Raw genomic sequence first — 15837 nt, forward strand, 5'->3', positions numbered from 1 at the left:
CTCGTGAGGCGATGAGCAGCCTCTTTGACGACAGCTTCCTGGCCGGCCTCCAGAACTCCTCGGGAGAGGCCCCGCCCCCGCCCGAGGACGACGAGCACGGCGCCCCGGCCGAGGAGGAGGTCCCGCACGACCTCTTCGGGGAGCACTTCGACGCGCCCCCGCCCCGGGACGCGTACTACCGCGACGGTGCCGCACGGCCCGTCGTGGACCCCGCCGCGCTCCTGGAAGGGCTGAACGAGCAGCAGCGCGCCGCCGTCGTCCACACCGATACCCCGCTGCTCATCGTCGCCGGAGCCGGCTCCGGCAAGACCCGGGTGCTCACCCACCGCATCGCCCACCTCCTGGGCACGCGGCACGTCCACCCCGGCCAGATACTGGCGATCACCTTCACCAACAAGGCCGCCGGCGAGATGAAGGAGCGCGTCGAGCAGCTCGTCGGCCCGCGCGCCAACGCCATGTGGGTCATGACCTTCCACAGCGCGTGCGTCCGCATCCTGCGCCGCGAGTCGAAGAAGCTCGGCTTCACCTCGTCCTTCTCGATCTACGACGCCGCCGACTCCAAGCGGCTGATGTCCCTGGTCTGCCGTGACCTGGACCTCGACCCGAAGAAGTTCCCCCCGAAGTCGTTCAGCGCCAAGATCTCGAACCTGAAGAACGAGCTGATCGACGAGGAGACCTTCGCCGACCAGGCCGCCGACGGCTTCGAGAAGACGCTCGCCGAGGCCTACCGGATGTACCAGGCGCGGCTGCGCGAGGCCAACGCCCTGGACTTCGACGACATCATCATGACGACGGTCCACCTGCTCCAGGCGTTCCCGGACGTCGCCGAGCACTACCGCCGCCGCTTCCGGCACGTCCTCGTCGACGAGTACCAGGACACCAACCACGCGCAGTACACCCTCGTGCGCGAGCTCGTCGGCACGGGCTACGAGGACCTCGGCCCCGCCGAGCTCTGCGTCGTCGGCGACGCCGACCAGTCGATCTACGCCTTCCGCGGGGCGACCATCCGCAACATCCTCCAGTTCGAGGAGGACTACCCGGACGCCACGACGATCCTCCTGGAGCAGAACTACCGCTCCACGCAGACGATCCTCTCGGCCGCCAACGCCGTCATCGAGCGCAACGAGTCCCGCCGGCCCAAGAACCTCTGGACCAACGCCGGCGCCGGCGCCCAGATCACGGGGTACGTCGCGGACACGGAGCACGACGAGGCCCAGTTCGTCGCCGACGAGATCGACCGCCTCACGGACGCCGGGGACGCGAAGGCCGGCGACGTCGCCGTCTTCTACCGCACCAACGCGCAGTCCCGCGTCTTCGAAGAGATCTTCATCCGCGTCGGCCTGCCCTACAAGGTCGTCGGCGGCGTGCGCTTCTACGAGCGCAAGGAGGTCCGGGACGTCCTCGCGTACCTGCGCGTCCTGGCCAACCCCGAGGACAACGTCCCGCTGCGCCGCATCCTCAACGTCCCCAAGCGGGGCATCGGCGAGCGCGCCGAGGCGATGATCGACGCCCTCTCGCTCCGCGAGAAGATCACGTTCCCGCAGGCGCTCAAGCGCGTCGACGAGGCGTACGGCATGGCCGCCCGCTCGGCCAACGCCGTGAAGCGGTTCAACACGCTGATGGACGAGCTCCGCACCGTCGTCGAGTCCGGCGCGGGCCCCGCCGTCGTCCTGGAGGCCGTACTGGAGCGCACGGGCTACCTGGCCGAGCTCCAGGCCTCGACCGACCCGCAGGACGAGACCCGCATCGAGAACCTCCAGGAACTCGCCGCCGTCGCCCTGGAGTTCGAGCAGGAGCGTGGCGAGGAGCCCGCGACCCTCGCCGAGTTCCTGGAGAAGGTCGCCCTCGTCGCCGACTCCGACCAGATCCCGGACGAGGACGAGGAGGGGCGCGGCGTCATCACGCTGATGACCCTGCACACCGCCAAGGGCCTCGAGTTCCCGGTGGTCTTCCTCACCGGCATGGAGGACGGCGTCTTCCCGCACATGCGCGCCCTCGGCCAGACCAAGGAGCTGGAGGAGGAGCGTCGCCTCGCGTACGTGGGCATCACGCGCGCGCGTGAGCGGCTCTACCTCACCCGCTCGTCGATGCGCAGCGCCTGGGGCCAGCCCTCGTACAACCCGGCCTCGCGCTTCCTGGAGGAGATCCCGGCCTCGTACCTGGAGTGGAAGCGGACCGGCCCGATGGCGAAGCCCGCCGGGCCCACCTCCGGCATCACCTCCTCGCTCTCCTCCTCCCGCTCGCGCTCCGGCCCCTCGGGCTTCGCCACGCGGCGGGCCGGGGAGAAGCCGGTGATCACGCTCAGGATCGGCGACCGCGTCACGCACGACCAGTTCGGCCTCGGCACGGTGACGGCCGTGACCGGTGTCGGCGCGGACGCCCAGGCGACGATCGACTTCGGCGACGAAAAGCCGAAGCGGCTGCTCCTGAGGTACGCGCCGGTCGAGAAGCTGTAGCGGGACATACGGAAAAGGGACCCTGGCGAATCGCGTCGCCGGGGTCCCTTTCTCCGTATTCCGTCGTTCCGTACGGTGCCGTACGCGGCGAGCGGTGCGTCAGCTCGTCGGGTCGAGGCCGTGGCTGCGGAGCCAGGCCAGCGGGTCGATCGCGGAGCCGCCGCCGGGCCGGACCTCGAAGTGGAGGTGCGGGCCGGTGGAGTTGCCGGAGTTGCCGGAGTACGCGATGACGTCGCCGGCCTTGACGTAACCGGAGCGGATCTTGGTGCTGCTGAGGTGGCAGTACCAGGTCTCGGTGCCGGCGGGCGAGGTCACGATCGCCATGTTGCCGTAGGCGCTGTTCCACTGGGTGCGGACGGTGCCGTCGGTCGCGGCCATCACCGGCGTGCCGTACTGCACGGGGAAGTCGATGCCGGTGTGCACCGACATCCAGTTGACGCCCGACTGGCCGAAGCGCGCGCTGAGCTGGTGGAGCTTCACCGGCAGCATGTACTTGGGGCGCAGGGCCTCCTTGCGGGCCGCCTCCTCCTCGCGCTTCTTCTTCTCGGCCGCCTGGCGGACCTTGAGGTCGATGCGCTCCTGGGTGCGGCTGGCGCGGTCGCCGAAGTCGCGGGCGTCCTCGCTGAGGGCGGCGAGCTGCGTGTCGAGCGCGTTGTTGGCGGCGACCTGCTTGACGGACCCGGGGTCGGTGGCGGAGAGCGCGGTGACGTCGTCCTTCTTGCCGCTGTCGCCGGTGGTGTCGGTGAGTCCGCCGACGGACGCGGCGGCGATGCCGGCCACGCCCATGACGCAAGCGGAGGGGACGGCGACGGTCAGCAGCGCTGACCGCTTCGCGGGGGTACGGCGACGACCCCGGCCGCCGGCGGAGGAGCGGCGCACCGGGCGGGCGGCGAGCGGGGAGTCCGTACGGAGCTCGACGGCGGGCTCGTCGGCGGTGAGGTCCTCGGTGAAGTCGTCGGCGAGCGGCTCGGCGAGGTCCTCGCCCAGGTCGTCGGCGAGCTCCGCGGCATGAGCTTCGGCGTCGGCCTCGGCGCCGAGGTCGAGGGGCTCGACGGGCTCCTCGGCGTGCTCGGGCCGCGGGCTGTACTGCTGGGGGACGACCGGCTGCTCGGCCTCGGGAGCCGCCTGGTTCCAGGCGGTGGCGTCGAAGGCGCCGGTCTCGGTCGCGAAGGCGGGGGCCGCCCACTGGCCGGTGGTGTCGTAGGACTCGTAGCCGTACGCACCCTGGGCGGCGTACGCGCCGGAGTGGAGGGTCTCGTACTGGCCGGTGTGCTGCGCCTCGGTCCAGGCGGAGGCGTCCCACTGGCCGGTGGCGTCGTACTGGGCGGTGGTGTCGAACTGCCCGGTCGTGTCGAACTGCCCGGTGGTGTCGTACTGCGACGTATGGGCGTACTGCGCGGGGCTCTCGGTGTACTGGTCCGCGTACGGGTCCGAGTAGGGGGCCGTGTGCGGGTCGGCGGTCGGCCAATGACCCGTGGTGTCCCACTGACCTGTGGTGTTCCACTGCCCGGTCGTGTCCCACTGACCCGTGGTGTCGTACTGGCCCGTGGCGTCGTACTGCCCGGTCGTGTCGTGCCCGGCGGTCATGTCGTGCCCGGCGGTCGTGTCGTGCGACTCGGCCGTCGTCCCGTACTGGTGGAAGTCCCACTGACCGCTGTGGTCGGCCTGACCGGCGGAATAGGAACCGAACAGAGGGTCGACGGCGTAGCTGCCAGTGGCGTGGGTGCCGTCTCCGACGTACCCGGCGTGGGGGTGCTGGTCGTTCACACCAACGTCTCTCTCGCCTCGGCAGCAGGACCAGTCCGGGGCGGGCCCGACGAGGGGTGTCCCGGGGGGGAAGCAGTGGGCGCGACTGTACCCGGCGGTATGCGCAACCGACAATCTTCGGACCGGTTTGAGCCCGTAGGAAACGGGCAATCGGCCGTGTTTCGGCGGCGCCCGGAGAGAGCCTTGGCCTTGTGTTCGAGGAACGTTCGAAGAAATCGTTCGGGATCGGCCTCAGGCGACGGAGGCGGCGCCCGGATCCCCGTCCCGGACGCCCGGCGCCGCGGGACCGTCCCCGTCCAGGGCTTCGAGGACCCCGGCGGCCACCGTCGGGTGGACGGGCAGGGCGAGATGTCCGATCCCGCTCACGCGGACGTTGTGCACGAGCAGGTCGGGGTGGTCCAGGCGCGCGGTCTCGACCGGCGCCATCACCTGGTCGAGGTCGCTCCAGAAGCTCACGAAGCGGGTGCGGCAGCCGGGCGAGGGCTCCGCCAGTTCTCGCAGCACCGCCGAACCGGGCCGCATCTGCCGGACCAGGGGGTGCGCGTCGGCGAGCGGCGCCACGGTGGTGCCGGAGTGCGGGGTGCCGAGCGTGACGAGCGTCCGCACCCGGGCGTCGCCGCCGAGACGCTGGACGTAATAGCGGGCGACGAGGCCGCCCAGGCTGTGCCCGACGATGTCGACCTCGGCCCGTCCCGTACGGGCGTGGATCGCTTCCACCCGGCGGCGGAGGAGTTCGGCGGCGGTGCGCAGGTCGCAGGTGAGCGGCGAGTAGTTGAGCGACTCGACGCGGTCGCGGCCGTGGCGGGCGAGGGCGCGGCGGAGCACGACGAAGACGGAGCGGTTGTCGACGAAACCGTGGACGAGGACCAGGGGGCGCCGGCTCGCGCCGATCGTGCCGTCCGCGCCGACCGTGCCCTCCGCGCCGGGCGCGTCGGGCGCGTCGGGCGTGTCGGGTGAGTCAGGCATGTCGGACGGGGCGGGCGTGTCGGACAGGGCCTGTGTGTCGGACGGCTTGGGGGCGGCGAGGCGCTCGGGTGCGATACCCGAGGGATAGAGGACGAGATGCCCGGTCAGGATCGCGAGCTCGAGGGCGGTGGCCTTCACCTGGGCGGTGACCTTGGAGAGCTCCATCGCCGACCTCCCGGAACGGCACGGGGAACCGGGGATACGGCGGCGCGCCGCGCCCCGTGCCGCACGGACGGCGGCGCGGGGACACGGCGAGCCCCGTTCGCGGCTCCCTCGCGGCCGGGCCCCGCTTGCGGCTGGTGGGCCCAGGAGGAGGGCCCGAAGCGGGGATCGGCGCAGAGCGAACATGTCCCACGTGTGATTTCCCCCTCGCTCGCCACCGCGAAACGGCAGGTTGCGGGATGCTGTCGATAACGTTCGTTCACCTCCCCGGCAATCAGGCGCGGGGGTCGCATGTGGAGGCAGTGATGGGTGTGACCGGTCCGATCCGCGTGGTGGTTGCCAAGCCGGGTCTCGACGGCCACGATCGCGGGGCCAAGGTGATCGCGCGGGCGCTGCGCGATGCCGGTATGGAGGTCATCTACACCGGCCTTCACCAGACGCCCGAGCAGATCGTCGACACCGCGATCCAGGAGGACGCCGACGCGATCGGCCTCTCCATCCTCTCGGGCGCGCACAACACGCTGTTCGTGAAGGTGATCGAGCTCCTCAAGGAGCGCGACGCCGAGGACATCAAGGTCTTCGGCGGCGGCATCATCCCCGAGGCGGACATCGCGCCGCTGAAGGAGAAGGGCGTGGCGGAGATCTTCACGCCGGGCGCGACGACCGCGTCCATCGTCGACTGGGTGAACGCGAACGTCCGCGTGGCGGTCTGATCCCCGCACCACACGGTGTGAGTTCGTGTCAGGGCCCTCCCTTTCGGGAGGGCCCTTCGTCATGTCCCGGCCCCACCGGGTCTCAACCGCTCGCCTCGCCCAGTTCGGCGCGCATCGCCGCGCGCAGCCGCAGCGTGGAGACCAGCCGCTGGAAGGCCTCGGCCCAGTAGCCGCCGGCGCCGGGGACGGCGTCCTGTTCGTCGTCGGGAACCGCCGTCAGGGAGTCGAGGCCGCTCGCCGCCTCCGGGTCCAGGCAGCGCTCCGCGAGACCCATCACACCGCTGAAACTCCAGGGGTAACTGCCCGCGTCCCGAGCGAAGTCGAGGGCGTCGATCACCGCCGCTCCCAGCGGCCTCGCCCACGGAACGGCGCAGACGCCGAGCAGCTGGAACGCCTCCGACAGGCCGTGGGCGGCGACGAACGCGGCGACCCAGCGGGCCCGTTCGTCCGCCGGGATCGTCGCCAGGAGCTGGGCGCGTTCGGCCAGCGAGGAGGTGCCGGGGCCCGTCGCCGGCGGGGCCGCCGGGTCGCCGAGCAGCGCGCGCGACCAAGCGGCGTCCCGCTGCCGTACCGCCGCCCGGCACCAGGCGGCGTGCAGCTCGTCCTGCCAGTCGTCGGTGACCGGCAGCGCCACGATCTCCTCCGGGGTCCGCCCGCCGAACCGGGCAGGCCAGCAGGAGAGCGGCGCCGCCTCGACGAGCTGGCCGAGCCACCAGGAACGCTCGCCCCGGCCGGTCGGCGGGGTCGGGACGAGGCCGTCCCGCTGCATCGCCGCGTCGCACTCGTGCGGCGCCTCGACGGTCACGGCGGGCTCGTCGGCCGTCCTGTCGAGGCCGACGCAGGTGGCGGCCCGACCCGCCATCCGCCCGGCCAGGGCCGAGCCGGGCAGCGCGGAGAGGAGTTCGGCGGCGATGGAGCGGACGTTGCGGCTGCGGTCGGCGAGGGTCGCCTCCAGGAACTCCTCGTCCGCCTCGGAGAGCCCCGTACGCAGCGAGTCCACGAACATCAGCCGGTCCTCCGCCCGCTCGGCGGACCAGGTGGAGGCGAGGAGGGCGAGCCCGGCGGCCGGGTCCTCGGTGCGGAGGGACACGAGCAGCGCGACCCGCTCGGCGAAGAGCCCCTCGTCCCACAGGGCCCTGACGGCCTCGGTGTCCTCCGGGGCGGGGAGCCTGCCGCCGGCGCCCCGCAGCGCGAACCGCCACTCGGGGTTGAGCCCCGCCAGCCACAGGCCGCGCGGTCCGGCGAACCGGAGCGCCTGGGGCCGCAGGTCGGTACGGGCCCTGGCCGCGTCGAGGAGGGCGGGCAGAGCGGCGGGAGGCGCCTTGTAGCCCTGCTCGTTGGCGAGTGCCAGCCATTGGGGCAGCAGTTCGGCGAGGTCCGGCGCCGAGCCGCGCCGCCCGGCGGGCGACGGCGCGGCCCGCCCGGCGAGCAGCTGGTCGAGGCGCTTCCGGGCGGCCTCGGGCAGGGGACGCCGCGGATCCTCCGGCGAGGGTTCCGGAAGCGGGGCGGCGGGTCCTGGGCGCAGGCCCGCCCTGCGCCGTACGGCGTGCGTCGCGGCGGCGTCGAGCAGAGCGCGCGCGGTTTCGGCGCCTGTGCCTGTCCCCGCGCCTCCACCGGCGCCGGTCGGCGGGCGGCGGTCGGTGCCGAGCAGCGCGGAGGTGACGAGCTCCTCCCAGGCGTGCGCGGCCGCGCCGCTGTTGCCGTCGGCGCCGCCGGTCGCGGGGGACGTGTCGTTCGTGGGCGCGAGCGGGTTCATCGGATCCTCCGATCCGTCATATGAGGGGCACCGTCTCGGTGGGTGCGTCCGACGACCAGGCGGAGAGCGGGGTGAAGCCGCGGTGCCCGCACTCCCCGAACACCGTCACCGGCGCGCCGCCCGACAGGGCGACGAGACGCCAGAGGCCGGGCCTGTTCTGGGCGGCGGCCGTCAGCGGCAGCGCCTCGCGGCCGTCGGCGTCGGCGAGCTGCCAGCCGTACTCCGCCCGCGTCGGCACGACCTGGCTCAGCGTCACGGGCCAGGAGTCCAGCCACGGGTCCTCGCCCAGCGCCCGCCCGTACGCGCCGAGGGCCGCGGCCACCGGACCCCCCGGCGGTGCGACGGCGGGGGCGTCGACCGGCAGGAACTCCCCGACCGGTTCGACGCGGAGCCGGCCCGCGCCCGTGTACGGCGTGACCTCGCCGTCCAGGAGGGCGCCGACGGGCAGGGCCGGACCGGGCGCCCGACCGGCGGCGCCGAAGGAGAGGAGGAGCACGGTCCGGCCGCTCACGGAGCCGTACAACCAGACGCGCCGGGTGGTCAGCCGGGCGTCTGCCGTGTCGTACCGCGCGAGGACCAGCCACGTGTCGCGCACCGGCGTGCCGTCGGCGGGCGCGGTGAGGCCGACGCGGGTGCGGACGGTGGTGGCGAGGGCGGCGGGCAGCCGGTCGGCCGTCAGCCACGCCTGGTCGAGGAGATGCGTCAACGCGCACTCCTCCAGAAGGCGCACGGGCCAGTCCGGGCCCGAACCCGGTATCGCGCCCAGCTCCCTGACCCGGGCGGCGAGCCCCGGCGCCTGGGCGTCGACCATGCGGGCCGCCGTCTCCTCCCACAGACCGTGCCCCGCCTGCTCGGTGGCCGCGAGACCGCCGCGCACCAGGTCCGCGAGGCGCCGTTCGAGCTCCCGCGCGCCCGCCGTGATCCGGGCCGCCCGCCGCTCGGCTCTCCGGCGCGCGGCCTCGGGATCGGCGGAGGCGCCGGGCGGAGTGGTGCCGGCCGTCGCGTGCGCGGGCGGAACGGCGGTGAGCGTCCCGGCACGCCAGGTCCCGCTGCCCCCGTTTCCGTTGCCGTCCCCGTTTCCGTTGCCGTCCCCGTTCCCGTTCCCGTTTCCGTCCCCGTTCCCGTCCCCGTTCCCGTCCCCGTTCCCGTCCTCGTTCCCGTTTCCGTCCCCCCGGAGCTTTCTGAGCCGCAGCTCCGCCCAGGTCGGCGGGGTCCCGGCCGCGATCGCTGTCTCGTCGGCCGCCTGGAGCAGCAGGAGGCCGATGGCGTGCTTGCACGGGGACTTCCGGCTCGGGCAGCTGCAGCCGTACGCCGGGGCCCCGGTGTCCACGACCGTCTCGTACCGCCGGGGGCCGTCGCCTCCGCACAGGCCCCAGACGGCACCCTCACCGCGGCCCGTCGACGACCACGGTCCGGCCGTGCCCAGCCGGCTCCCCGCTCTGCGCGACGCCTCGTCAGGAGCCAGTGTCAGCACCTGCTCCGCCGTCCGGCGCACCCCCATCGCATTCATGTCCTCGACCGTAGACGCCCTCACTGACAAAGTCTCCGGCCGGAGTTATCCACAGGCCTGACCAGGGGCATGTCGCATTGTCAGTGGGATGGTGCACCGTGGATGGCACAGCAGGTCGAACGATCTGGAGGGGGAGTCATGACCGTGCACGAAACCGCCGAGGGGGCCGTCGCCGCCGAGGCCCTGAGGCCGCACGCCGAGCACGCCTTCGCGGGCGAACTGGCCGCGCTGGCCGCCGTCGACGACCGGCCGCGCCCCGCCCGCTGGCGCCTCTCGCCCTGGGCCGTCGTCACCTATCTCCAAGGCGGCACGCTTCCCGACGGGACGGTGATCACCCCCAAGTACGTGGGTCCGCGCCGCATCGTCGAGGTCGCCGTCACCACCCTCGCCACCGACCGGGCGCTCCTGCTCCTCGGCGTCCCAGGCACCGCCAAGACCTGGCTCTCCGAGCACCTCGCCGCCGCCGTCAGCGGCGACTCCACCCTCCTCGTCCAGGGCACGGCGGGCACCCCCGAGGAGTCCGTGCGGTACGGGTGGAACTACGCGAGGCTCCTCGCGGAAGGCCCCAGCCGCGAGGCCCTCGTGCCGAGTCCGGTGATGCGGGCGATGGAGCGGGGCATGACGGCCCGCGTCGAGGAGCTCACCCGTATGCCCGCCGACGTGCAGGACGGCCTCATCACGATCCTCTCCGAGAAGACCCTGCCCGTCCCCGAGCTCGGCGAGGAGGTGCAGGCCGTCCCCGGCTTCAACCTGATCGCCACGGCCAACGACCGTGACCGGGGGGTCAACGAACTCTCCAGCGCGCTGCGCCGCCGCTTCAACACGGTCGTCCTGCCGCTGCCCGCGACGGCCGAGGCCGAGGTCGACATCGTCGCCCGGCGCGTCGACCAGATCGGGCGCGCCCTCGCCCTGCCGGCCGTGCCGACGGGCGCGGAGGAGATCCGCCGGGTCGTCACCGTCTTCCGCGAGCTGCGGGACGGGATCACCACGGACGGGCGGACGAAGGTCAAGTCCCCCTCGGGGACGCTCTCCACGGCCGAGGCGATCTCCGTCGTCACCGGCGGCCTGGCGCTCGCCGCCCACTTCGGCGACGGTGTCCTGCGGCCCGGGGACGTCGCCGCGGGCATCCTGGGCGCGGTCGTCCGGGATCCGGCGGCGGACCGGGTCGTCTGGCAGGAGTACCTGGAGACGGTGGTCAGAGAGCGCGACGGATGGAAGGACTTCTACCGGGCCTGCCGGGAGGTGAGCTCATGACGTCCACGACGCCCGTCACGTCCACGACGCCTGTCACGTCCACGACGCCCGTGACGGGGGTGAAGTCCGGGGCGGTGGCGAAGTCCGTTACCGCAGGCGGGCGTTCGGTGGAGGGCTCGCCCGGGTGGCCGCTGCTGCTCGGCGTGCGGCATCACGGGCCCGGGTCCGCCCGGGGCGTGCGGGCCGCGCTGGAGGCGGCGCGGCCGGAGGCCGTCCTCGTCGAGGGGCCGGCCGAGGCCGACGCCCTCGTGGCCCTCGCCGGTGACGCGGCCATGAGGCCCCCCGTCGCCCTGCTCGCGCACGCCGTCGACGACCCCGGCCGGGCCTCGTTCTGGCCGATGGCCGAGTTCTCCCCCGAGTGGGTCGCGATCCGCTGGGCGCTGGACCGGGGCGCCGCCGTGCGCTTCGTCGACCTGCCCGCCGCCCACACCCTCGCCGCCTCGGACCCCACCTGGGGTGACGAGGAAGAGGCCGCCGGCGGGCCGCCGACGGACCCGCTCGACCCGCTCGACCCGCGCGGCGCGCTCGACCCCCTGGCCGAGCTCGCCAGGGCCGCCGGGCACGACGACCCCGAGCGCTGGTGGGAGGACGTCGTCGAACTGCGCGGCGACGGCGACCCCCTCGCGCCCTTCGAGGCCCTCGCCGAGGCGATGACCGTGCTGCGCGAGGCGTACGGGAACGGCGGGCATCCCCGCGACGGAGTCCGCGAGGCGTACATGCGGCTCCGGCTGCGCGCCGCTCGCAAGGAGTTCGGCGACCGGATCGCCGTCGTCTGCGGTGCCTGGCACGTCCCCGCCCTCGCCCGGCGGACCACCGTCGCCGCCGACCGGGCGCTGCTCAGGGGCCTGCCCAAGGTGAAGACCGAGATGACCTGGGTTCCCTGGACGCACCGCAGGCTCGCCCGCCGCTCCGGGTACGTGGCGGGCGTCGAGGCTCCCGGCTGGTACGGGCACCTGTTCGCCGCGCCCGACCGTCCCGTCGAGCGCTGGATGGCGAAGGCCGCGGGGCTCCTCAGGGCGGAGGACCACCTCGTCTCGTCCGCCCACGTCATCGAGGCGGTACGGCTCGCCGAGACGCTCGCCGTGCTGCGCGGCCGTCCTCTCCCGGGGCTCGACGAGACGACGGACGCCGTCCGTGCGGTCCTGTGCGAGGGGTCCGACGTGCCGCTCGCCCTCGTCCGTGACCGACTGGTCGTCGGCGACGTCCTCGGAGAGGTCCCGGCCGGTGCCCCCGCCGTCCCCCTCCAGCGGGACCTGAGCCGTCTTCAGCGGAGCCTGCGGCTCAAGCCCGAGGCGCGGGAGCGGGAGCTCGACCTCGACCTCCGCAAGGAGACGGACGCGGCCCGCAGCCGTCTGCTGCACCGGCTGCGGCTGCTCGGCGTCGACTGGGGCGTGCCGCAGGCCGGACGGGCCGGTACGGGCACCTTCCGCGAGGTGTGGCGGCTGTGCTGGGAGCCCGAGCTGCACGTCCAGGTGGCCGAGGCGGGCGTGTGGGGCACCACCGTCGAAGCCGCGGCCACCGCCAGGGCCGAGTCCCGGGCCCTGGCCGCGGCAACGCTCTCCGACATCACCGCCCTCGCGGAGCAGTGCCTCCTCGCGGGACTGGGCGACGCGCTCACCGTCGTCATGCGGGCCCTCGCCGACCGGGCCGCGCTCGACACGGACGTCGCCCACCTCGCCCAGGCCCTCCCGGCCCTCGCCCGTGCCCTGCGGTACGGCGACGTCCGCGCCACCGACACGGCGGCCCTCGCCGAGGTCGCCGCGGGCCTCGCCGAGCGCATCTGCGTCGGCCTTCCACCCGCCTGCGCGGGCCTCGACGCCGACGCGGCGGCGGCCATGCGCGACCGCCTCGACGAGATCCACACCGCGATCGGCCTGCTGCCCGCGCCAGTGCCCCCGCCCGCACCCGTACCCCCGCCCGCACCCGCGCTCACGGGTCTCGGCTCCGGCACCCGAGGCGACGCCGACTCCGGGCTCGTCGGGCGGTGGATCGGCGTGCTGCGGCGGCTCGCAGGGTGGGAGCGCGTGGCCGGTGGGCTGCGGGGCCGGGCGGTGCGGATCCTGCTCGACGAGGGGCGGATAGGCGAGGACGAGGCCGCGCCGTACATGAGCCGGGCCCTCTCGGTCGGCACGCCGCCGGCGGAGGCCGCCGCCTGGATCGACGGGTTCGTCGGCGGCAGCGGCGGCGGGCTGCTGCTGGTGCACGACGAGCGGCTGCTCGGGCTCGTCGACGCCTGGCTCACCTCCGTACCGCCCCAGGCGTTCACCGACGTCCTGCCGCTGCTGCGCCGGACCTTCTCCGGGTACGAGCCCGGCGTCCGCAGGACCCTCGGCGAGCTCGTCGCCCGCGGCCCCGGGGCCGGACGGCGGGTCGCGCTCGGAGGCGTACCGGGGTTCGGCGACGGGATCGACCCCGAGCGGGCGGACGGGGTCGTGCCGCTTCTCCATCTCATCCTCGGTACGGAGGCACGCGTATGAGCACCGACGACGAGCGGCTGCGGCGGTGGAGGCTGGTCCTCGGGGGAGAGGCGGCCGACGGCACCGGACGCGCGCTCACCGGCACCGACGCCGGGGTCGACCGAGCCCTCTCCGCGCTCTACGACCGGCCCACCACCGCGCCCGCCCCCGGCGCGCGGGGCCGCACCGGCGGGCTCGGGGCCTCCGCGCCCTCCGTCGCCCGCTGGCTCGGCGACATCCGCAGGTACTTCCCCAGCTCCGTCGTCCAGGTCATGCAGCGCGACGCCATCGACCGCCTCGGCCTCGCCACGCTCCTCCTGGAACCGGAGATGCTGGAAGCCGTCGAGGCCGACGTCCACCTCGTCGGCACCCTCCTCTCCCTCGACCGGGCGATGCCGGAGAAGACCAGGGAGACCGCCCGGGCCGTCGTGCGGAAGGTCGTCACGGAGCTGGAGAGGCGTCTCGCCGGCCGCACCCGCGCCACGCTCACCGGCGCTCTCGACCGCTCCGCCCGGATCAGCCGCCCCCGTCACAGCGACATCGACTGGGACCGGACGATCCGCGCCAACCTCAAGCACTACCTGCCCGGGTACCGCACGGTCGTCCCCGAGCGGCTCGTCGGCCACGGCCGCTCCGCGCGGGCGGTCCGCAAGGAGGTCGTCCTCTGCGTCGACCAGTCCGGCTCCATGGCCGCCTCCGTCGTCCACGCCGCCGTCTTCGGAGCCGTCCTCGCCTCGATGCGCTCCCTCGCCACGCGCCTCGTCGTCTTCGACACCTCCGTCGTCGACCTCACCGACCGGATCCAGGACCCCGTCGACGTCCTCTTCGGCACCCGCCTCGGCGGCGGCACCGACATCAACCGCGCCCTCGCCTACTGCCAGACCCGGATCTCCCGCCCCGCCGACACCGTCGTCGTCCTCATCAGCGACCTGTACGAGGGAGGCATCCGCGACGAGATGGTGAAGCGGGTCGCGGCGATGAAGGCGTCCGGCGTCCAGTTCGTCGCCCTCCTCGCGCTCTCCGACGAGGGCACCCCCGCCTACGACCGCGACCACGCGGCGGCGCTCGCCGCGCTCGGGGTCCCCGCCTTCGCCTGCACCCCCGACCACTTCCCGGAGATCATGGCCGCCGCCCTGGAGCGCCGCCCGCTGCCGATACCCGACGCCCAGGGACCGCCCGAGGCGCCGCCCGGAGGGTAGGGAGGGCCGGGGGACGCGTACGGAATCCGTAGCCGCGGCACCACCCGCATGGCCGCTCCGCGGCCGACTGAGGCCCATATCACATCGACCTCCGAGGGACCCTCACCCCGCCCCCTGGCGTGCCGTGAGGCGGCGGGAGGCCAGTCCCCGCCTGCCGTGGGGCCCGAGCGGCCCCCGGTTCCGCCCCCTACGGAGCGACCCTTGGCCCCTGCAACCTGTGACCCGTATCACCGCTCTGTTGTGATCTGCGATTTAGGGACCTAGGTCCCTCGGGGATAACCTGCGAGACGGACATGCCGCGTCCACGGTCACCGTGTACGCCTCCCTTGTGACAGCGCAGTCACGTTGCCCTCCGCGGCACGCCCACGCAGACAACGAACCGCGATCATCAGAAAAGGGACGGACTGGCGTGGACCTGTTCGAGTACCAGGCGAGGGACCTCTTCGCCAAGCACGGTGTACCGGTGCTGGCCGGTGAAGTCATCGACACGCCCGAGGCGGCGCGCGAGGCCACCGAGCGTCTTGGCGGCAAGTCCGTCGTCAAGGCCCAGGTGAAGGTCGGCGGCCGCGGCAAGGCCGGCGGCGTGAAGCTGGCCGCCAACCCGGACGAGGCCGTCGCCCGCGCGACGGACATCCTCGGGATGGACATCAAGGGCCACACGGTCCACAAGGTGATGATCGCCGAGCTGTCCCCGGAGATCGAGGCCGAGTACTACGTCTCGTACCTCCTCGACCGCACCAACCGCACCTTCCTGGCCATGGCCTCGGTGCAGGGCGGCATGGACATCGAGGAGGTCGCGGAGAAGACCCCCGAGGCCCTCGCGAAGGTCCCGGTCAACGCCAACGACGGCGTCACCCTGGAGAAGGCCCGCGAGATCGTCGCGCAGGCGAAGTTCCCGGCCGAGGTCGCCGAGGGCGTCGCCGAGGTCCTCGTGACCCTGTGGGACACCTTCGTCGCCGAGGACGCGCTCCTCGTCGAGGTCAACCCGCTGGTCAAGACCAAGGACGGCCGCATCCTGGCCCTCGACGGCAAGGTGTCTCTCGACGAGAACGCCGACTTCCGTCAGCCGGAGCACGAGGCCCTCGAGGACAAGGCCGCAGCCAACCCGCTCGAGGCTGCCGCCAAGGCCAAGGGCCTCAACTACGTCAAGCTCGACGGCGAGGTCGGCATCATCGGCAACGGCGCCGGCCTGGTCATGTCGACCCTGGACGTCGTCGCGTACGCCGGTGAGAACCACGGCGGCGTGAAGCCGGCCAACTTCCTCGACATCGGTGGCGGCGCGTCCGCCGAGGTCATGGCGAACGGCCTGGAGATCATCCTGGGCGACGCGGACGTCAAGTCCGTCTTCGTCAACGTCTTCGGTGGCATCACCGCCTGTGACGAGGTCGCCAACGGCATCGTCCAGGCCCTGGAGCTCCTCGCCTCCAAGGGCGAAGAGGTCACCAAGCCGCTGGTCGTGCGCCTCGACGGCAACAACGCGGAGCTGGGTCGCAAGATCCTGTCCGACGCCAACCACCCGCTCGTGCAGCGCGTGGACACCATGGACGGCGCGGCCGACAAGGCCGCCGAGCTCGCGGCTGCGAAGTAAGGGACAGGGG

Annotated in this window: 10 protein-coding genes; 6 read left to right on the forward strand and 4 right to left on the reverse strand. The window is 73.5% G+C overall.

What is annotated here, in order from left to right:
- Positions 1–11: 11 nt before the first annotated feature.
- Positions 12–2456 (forward strand): DNA helicase PcrA, encoded by a 2445-nt coding sequence (gene pcrA / locus AB0G79_RS05410; protein WP_360800417.1) that lies wholly within the window; start codon positions 12–14, stop codon positions 2454–2456.
- A 99-nt stretch (positions 2457–2555) separates the two neighbouring features.
- Here the strand turns inward: pcrA and AB0G79_RS05415 are convergent, their stop codons facing one another.
- Together AB0G79_RS05415 and AB0G79_RS05420 are read right to left on the reverse strand one after the other, a co-directional pair.
- A complete protein-coding gene (locus AB0G79_RS05415; RefSeq protein WP_360800420.1) occupies positions 2556–4223 on the reverse strand; it encodes a M23 family metallopeptidase in 1668 nt (555 codons plus the stop codon).
- Positions 4224–4454: 231 nt separating this feature from the next.
- Positions 4455–5354 (reverse strand): alpha/beta fold hydrolase, encoded by a 900-nt coding sequence (locus AB0G79_RS05420; protein ID WP_360800423.1) that lies wholly within the window; start codon positions 5352–5354, stop codon positions 4455–4457.
- Positions 5355–5656: 302 nt separating this feature from the next.
- On the opposite strand from AB0G79_RS05420, the gene AB0G79_RS05425 reads away from it, so the two are divergent.
- Entirely contained in the window at positions 5657–6064 is a 408-nt protein-coding gene (locus AB0G79_RS05425) for a cobalamin B12-binding domain-containing protein (protein ID WP_360800605.1), read from the forward strand.
- Between the two features lie 82 nt (positions 6065–6146).
- On the opposite strand, the gene AB0G79_RS05430 is transcribed toward AB0G79_RS05425, so the two are convergent.
- Together AB0G79_RS05430 and AB0G79_RS05435 are read right to left on the reverse strand one after the other, a co-directional pair.
- A complete protein-coding gene (locus AB0G79_RS05430; protein WP_360800426.1) occupies positions 6147–7820 on the reverse strand; it encodes a DUF5691 domain-containing protein in 1674 nt (557 codons plus the stop codon).
- A 16-nt stretch (positions 7821–7836) separates the two neighbouring features.
- Entirely contained in the window at positions 7837–9330 is a 1494-nt protein-coding gene (locus AB0G79_RS05435; protein WP_360800429.1) for an SWIM zinc finger family protein, read from the reverse strand.
- A 138-nt stretch (positions 9331–9468) separates the two neighbouring features.
- Here AB0G79_RS05435 and AB0G79_RS05440 point away from each other — a divergent pair, with 138 nt between their 5' ends.
- The 4 genes from AB0G79_RS05440 to sucC all read left to right on the forward strand — a co-directional run bounded on the left by AB0G79_RS05440 (position 9469) and on the right by sucC (position 15827).
- A complete protein-coding gene (locus tag AB0G79_RS05440; protein ID WP_360800432.1) occupies positions 9469–10584 on the forward strand; it encodes an AAA family ATPase in 1116 nt (371 codons plus the stop codon).
- On the forward strand, positions 10581–13061 hold the full coding sequence (locus AB0G79_RS05445; protein ID WP_360800435.1) for a DUF5682 family protein: 2481 nt from the start codon (positions 10581–10583) through the stop codon (positions 13059–13061). The genes AB0G79_RS05440 and AB0G79_RS05445 overlap by 4 nt, the downstream gene beginning before the upstream one ends.
- Positions 13058–14239, forward strand: a complete 1182-nt coding sequence (locus AB0G79_RS05450) for a VWA domain-containing protein (RefSeq protein ID WP_360800438.1) — start codon at positions 13058–13060, stop codon at positions 14237–14239. The genes AB0G79_RS05445 and AB0G79_RS05450 overlap by 4 nt, the downstream gene beginning before the upstream one ends.
- Positions 14240–14648: 409 nt before the next feature.
- On the forward strand, positions 14649–15827 hold the full coding sequence (sucC, locus tag AB0G79_RS05455) for an ADP-forming succinate--CoA ligase subunit beta (protein ID WP_190226560.1): 1179 nt from the start codon (positions 14649–14651) through the stop codon (positions 15825–15827).
- Positions 15828–15837: the final 10 nt, after the last annotated feature.

It is taken from the genome of Streptomyces sp. NPDC020807 (assembly GCF_040641575.1).
GTDB lineage: Bacteria > Actinomycetota > Actinomycetes > Streptomycetales > Streptomycetaceae > Streptomyces.

Coding starts and splice junctions, on each gene's coding strand:
- pcrA (WP_360800417.1), top strand. CDS start 12: ATGAGCAGCCTCTTTGACGACAGCTTCCTGGCCGGCCTCCAGAACTCC.
- AB0G79_RS05425 (WP_360800605.1), top strand. CDS start 5,657: ATGGGTGTGACCGGTCCGATCCGCGTGGTGGTTGCCAAGCCGGGTCTC.
- AB0G79_RS05430 (WP_360800426.1), bottom strand. CDS start 7,820: ATGAACCCGCTCGCGCCCACGAACGACACGTCCCCCGCGACCGGCGGC.
- AB0G79_RS05445 (WP_360800435.1), top strand. CDS start 10,581: ATGACGTCCACGACGCCCGTCACGTCCACGACGCCTGTCACGTCCACG.
- AB0G79_RS05450 (WP_360800438.1), top strand. CDS start 13,058: ATGAGCACCGACGACGAGCGGCTGCGGCGGTGGAGGCTGGTCCTCGGG.
- AB0G79_RS05435 (WP_360800429.1), bottom strand. CDS start 9,330: ATGAATGCGATGGGGGTGCGCCGGACGGCGGAGCAGGTGCTGACACTG.
- AB0G79_RS05420 (WP_360800423.1), bottom strand. CDS start 5,354: ATGGAGCTCTCCAAGGTCACCGCCCAGGTGAAGGCCACCGCCCTCGAG.
- AB0G79_RS05440 (WP_360800432.1), top strand. CDS start 9,469: ATGACCGTGCACGAAACCGCCGAGGGGGCCGTCGCCGCCGAGGCCCTG.